Raw genomic sequence first — 4,976 nt, 5'->3', positions numbered from 1 at the left:
TTCAAAATAGAATTAGAAAAATATATAGATTATTATAATACAAAACGGATAAAGGCAAAATTAAAAATGAGCCCGGTGCAATACCGGACTCACTTTTATCAAGCTGCCTAATGAAATAACCGTGTCTAATTTTTAGGGGTCACTTCATTTCTCCTTGGCTTTTAAGATAATTCTTTTCGTTAAAACGAAGAAACGCGTTGCTTCGTTTTTGGTACAATAATAAATTTGATCCAGATTAACCCGATAATCATAATGATAAGACTATGTGAAAATTGCCCTGTAGCAATGAGTATAACACTTGAAAATACAATGAGTTGAATACTTAGCAATATGAAAATTAAGCTAAGAAATTGACTCATTCGTTCTTCAGTATCAATTGGATATAATGCTACGATAATATTTCCCGAAAAATATTTCCACAGGGAACGGAGCTGCATAGAAATCATATATAGGACGATATAAGCGATAGCACCTTTTACATATATATTCGGAATAAAATATAGAGCGAAAGCACCGATTAACCCTAAGCGAATATATATACCGAAATAATCATTACCGCGTAAAAATGCTAGTGTATGTAAATAGAAGAAAGTWGCTYGTTTTTTATGTARTAAAGGTTCAATCCAATTTGTAAGCCATTTTCTTTTATTTACTTGCTTATTCAGTTGCGGAACATCGGTGAAAATGCTAGCAAATTGATAGAAACGAACGTCCATTTTTTCTTCTTGTTCGATTATGTAATCCCACGGTATTCGTTTTGTAGGTTGTTTCTTCGTGTATAGAAGCAGGAAAGCAAGGGGTAAGAGTAGTCCGCCTAACACGATCACATTTGCAGTATAAAACAGCATGTAAATGATCAGGGCGTTACAAGCAATGCGAATGATAAACCATATGCTTTTTTCATAACTATCACGCCACATCCAATGTATGTATATGTTCCAGCCCTTTAGAATCATTAAAATTATAAAGATTGTACATAAGAAAGGTACGGTTAGTTGTAATGATTGCATGGCAAGCGGTACGATAACAAGGAACGTAAATATAAGCGGGAAAAGCTGAATGATGTAATTATATAGAAGAGATTTTTTAAAATAAGATGTTAATTTCTCTTCTARTGCWAGTAAATAGACAGCRTCSGGYTTTTGAATAAATGTGCGAACTTGGCATCTCGTTATAATGAGTGTAAGTACGATCGTGATGAGTAATAAAGATATTCCTTTAGAAGGATCCGTTTTAAGAAACTTAGCGTAATAATATGCACCTACACATGAGACGAAGATGAAGCTATATAGTAAACCGTTAATCATACGTGCAAAGTATGTGATGGCATTTTGAATATGTTGTTGAAAGCGAGAGCTCCATAGTGATTCGATTGACATGTTTTTCACCTCTTTTTTCTATTATATATGTTTTRTAAAGTAAAAAACGAGCAAATTGCGTTACGCAATTTGCTCGTTTTTCTTTTCTTTATTTTTTTTCTGATCACGATTCATTAATGGATAGAAGGCAAAGCCGATTACGAATAAACCAATTCCGAGAAGGAATGTTTTTATATCGGATGCGCCTGTTTTAATAACCCATAACGCATAGCAAATTGCAATGACTGCGACCACACCATCTATAATTCTTGCCCGCATTTCATTTTTATAAGTTTCACCAGTTGCGACCAGTTTTAACTGGAAGATTGGTGAAACGAGATATGGAATGAGGTAGGCCAGTGTTGATACGGTAATAACAAATGTATAAGCTTCCGCAATGGTTCCAGATAGTGTTGAGAATAAGAACACTTGCGACATAATGTTTGTTAATCGTAATGAGTAAATTGGACTTCCTTTTTTATTTGTTTTTGTAAAGAAGGAAGGGAAGAAACCTTCTTTGGCTGCTTGATAAGGTACTTCTGAGCTTAATAAAATCCAGCCTAATATTGAACCGAATAGGGAAGTAAGAGCAAGTAATGCCATAAGTTTCCCGCCRCCATGACCCATTGCAGCGTTTAATGCATCTGCTAATGGACGTTCAGAAGCTTGTAATTTATCAACGTGAAGTACACCCATTGTTAAAATTGTAATTCCTAAGTAAATTGCAACTGTGATAAGTAATCCTGCAACAGTTGCGCGTTTTACCGTTTTTGGAGAGGTAGCTCGGTTTGATAAAAGAACGGCTGATTCAATCCCGATAAATGCCCAAAGTGTTGTAAGAGCAGCTAAGTTTACTTGTGAAAGTAGACCGTGTGATACGCCTTCTTTATCGATCATTGGTGTGTACCATTGTCCAAATTTTGAAGCTTCGAACGCAAATAACGTAACGACGATGAATAGAAGGAATCCAGTTACTTTCGTTGTTGTTGCTAAGAAGTTTAGCTTCCCAGCTCCGCTTACACCGTTTGTTAAAATTAAATGTGTTCCCCAAAGTAAGATGGAACAAATAGTAAATGTAATTAGTTTTCCAACTTCTATATTGAAAGAGCCAATTGAAAATAGTAGTCGTGTATCTTTCATAATTGGGAAGAAGAGCGATAAATATCCCGCGAAAGATGTAATAATGGCAACGTTACTTGCCCAGTTTGCAACCCAATATCCCCATACCATGCTGAAACCAGCCATTTTCTTTCTTTTTGGTGTTGAGAATAAAGCATATGCATGACTTTGTGGTCCTGTCGTTAAATCAGGACGACGAATTGCTAAATTACCGAAAACAAGAGCTAGCATTAAAACACCAAACCCTGTTGTTAACCAAGCTAAAGTGACACCGAGTGGGCTTGCTGTTTGTGCTAACGTACTTGGCACCATGAAAATACCAGCGCCAACCATGTTACCGACAACGAAAGCTGTTAGTACCCAAAAGCCCCATTTTTTTTGTTGCATAGAAAATACCTCCAAAGTTAGTATAACCAAGTCAAGCGAGGAGATATGTATGTCTTCCTGATAAGGAAGAGAAGGTCCAAACAAAACAAAAAAAGCACGTAATTTGCCGCTACATGCTTTCTATCTTATAAGAAACCCACGACATACCTCTCGATAGCTCTCCACAAACGAAACGTTTGTGACAGTTCTGCACTTATTAAATGCAGACCCAGCAAGCGTGCATGGTGGACACGACTTACTTCGGCAATCATTCCTTTCTCATTTCTTCATCAATGCCACTACATCTCCTGAAATGATACTCTTAATGACTGCAACCTCTACCTCACCGAGATACGAATGAGGATYTATGTATTAAATTAACATGTTTAAGAGTAACAAATGTATTTTTATACGTCAATGGATATAGTAATAATCAGATTATAGAGAAGAATTTGTTATTAGGTCCCGGAGGGTTTTAACTAAAAAGCAGCTGACCTAAATATTAGATCAGCTGCTACATATAAGATTAAACTAAGTTTAATACAGTTACTTTTTGACGAGTCATAGACTCAAGGCTCTTACGAATACCTTGTGCGCCCATACCTGAACCTTTTACACCGATGAATGGGAAGTGGTCAGGGCCGCGCTCTGTGCGTCCGTTAATTTGAACAGAACCAGTGTCGATTTTGTTAGCAATTGCAAATGCTTTGTTAATGTCTTTTGTGAAGACACTTGCTTGCAGACCAAACTCTGATTTGTTAGCAATTTCAATCGCTTGTTCGTCAGAAGAAACACGGATGATTGGAAGGATTGGGCCAAATGGCTCTTCCCAAGCAACTTTCATTTCTTCTGTTACGTTGTCGATTAAYGTTGGATAAATTAAGTTGCGCTCACGTTTGTTACCGATAACGATTGTTGCACCTTTTTCAGCAGCATCGTCAATTAAACCTTGAACGAAGTCAGCAGATTTGTCGTCGATTAATGGAACGATTGTGCTGTTTTGTTCTGGAGATCCAACTGATAGTTCAGCTACTTGCTCTTTTAATAAGCCAGCTAGTTCGTCTGCTACATTTTCATGTACAAGTACACGCTTAATAGCTGTACAACGTTGACCTGAGTAAGAGAATGCACCGCTTACGATATGCTTTGCAGCTTCTTGTAAGTCTGCATCTTCACAAACGATACCAGGATCTTTACCACCAAGTTCTAATACAAGTGGAATCATCGCAGCTTTTTTCGCTAAATGTTTACCTGTATTTGTACCACCTGTGAACGATACCATATTGATGCCATCGTGTTCTACTAAGTAGTCACCAATTACAGAACCACGTCCTGTAGCTACGTTTACAAGACCTTTTGGAAGGCCAGCTTTATGTAGTGCTTCAACCATTTTAATACCACTAATTGCACCTTGAGTTGCTGGTTTGAAGATAACAGCGTTACCCATAATTAATGCTGGTGCAAGTTTTGCAGCAGATAAGTTTACTGGGTAGTTAAATGGTGCAATTGCTAATACAACACCAAGTGGTGCGCGCTGAATAATCGCAAGTTTAGATTTAGATCCACCAGGGAAGCTATCACCCATCATGCTTTCACCGTGCATGTGAAGTGCTTCGTCAACTGTGTAACGAATTAAGTCAGCTGTACGAACGACTTCTTTTTGCGCATCTTTATAGCCTTTACCGACTTCTTTCATAATGATATCGGCAATTTCATCTTGCATATTTACGAGCTCATCAGCCCATTTATATAAATATTTTGCGCGATCTTGTAGAGAAGCTTCAGCCCATGATTTTTGAGCTTCTTTTGCAGATGCAATTGCTTCATCTACTTCTCCTTGAGTAATTGCTTGTACTTGCCCAATTACTTCGTGTAAGTATGGAGATGGAATGTCGATTGTTTGACCTGAAGAGCTTTCTCTCCATTCTCCGTTTAAATAAAATTTGTACGTATTGCTAGTTGTCATGATTAGTCCTCCTAAAATAGCAACTTGTAAGAGTGAGTATAAGGTGATTGTAGGTGGTTTGATAATATTTTTCAAATGAAATGTTTGTGAAAACGATTTCTTACTATTTTTTTATTTTGTATGCCCTTTCTTACAGAAGATTCTCTTATTTCAAACTGAATTATAAG

4 protein-coding genes and 1 riboswitch are annotated in these 4,976 nt (G+C 37.0%); of the genes, 1 reads left to right on the top strand and 3 read right to left on the bottom strand.

Features of this window, described 5'->3' with window-relative positions; genetic code table 11:
* A partial coding sequence (locus AC1DJR_RS17235; protein ID WP_048539479.1) for an IS3 family transposase occupies positions 1–111 on the top strand: 111 nt, incomplete at its 5' end.
* Between the two features lie 68 nt (positions 112–179).
* Here AC1DJR_RS17235 and AC1DJR_RS17230 read toward each other — a convergent pair.
* From AC1DJR_RS17230 to gapN, 3 genes are all read right to left on the bottom strand, one after another.
* Positions 180–1,379, bottom strand: a complete 1,200-nt coding sequence (locus tag AC1DJR_RS17230) for an ABC transporter permease (RefSeq protein WP_477003105.1) — start codon at positions 1,377–1,379, stop codon at positions 180–182.
* Positions 1,380–1,439: 60 nt separating this feature from the next.
* Positions 1,440–2,864, bottom strand: coding sequence for an amino acid permease (locus tag AC1DJR_RS17225; protein WP_429687029.1), 1,425 nt, complete (start codon positions 2,862–2,864; stop codon positions 1,440–1,442).
* A gap of 146 nt (positions 2,865–3,010) precedes the next feature.
* Positions 3,011–3,192, bottom strand: a riboswitch (Lysine riboswitch).
* A gap of 177 nt (positions 3,193–3,369) precedes the next feature.
* A complete protein-coding gene (gene gapN / locus AC1DJR_RS17220) occupies positions 3,370–4,809 on the bottom strand; it encodes an NADP-dependent glyceraldehyde-3-phosphate dehydrogenase (RefSeq protein ID WP_429687030.1) in 1,440 nt (479 codons plus the stop codon).
* Positions 4,810–4,976: the final 167 nt, after the last annotated feature.

The sequence above is a fragment of the Bacillus sp. 05T31 genome (genome assembly GCF_056396725.1).
The sequence above is the reverse complement of the archived record's forward strand: the minus strand, read 5'-3'. Positions and strand labels throughout refer to the sequence as shown.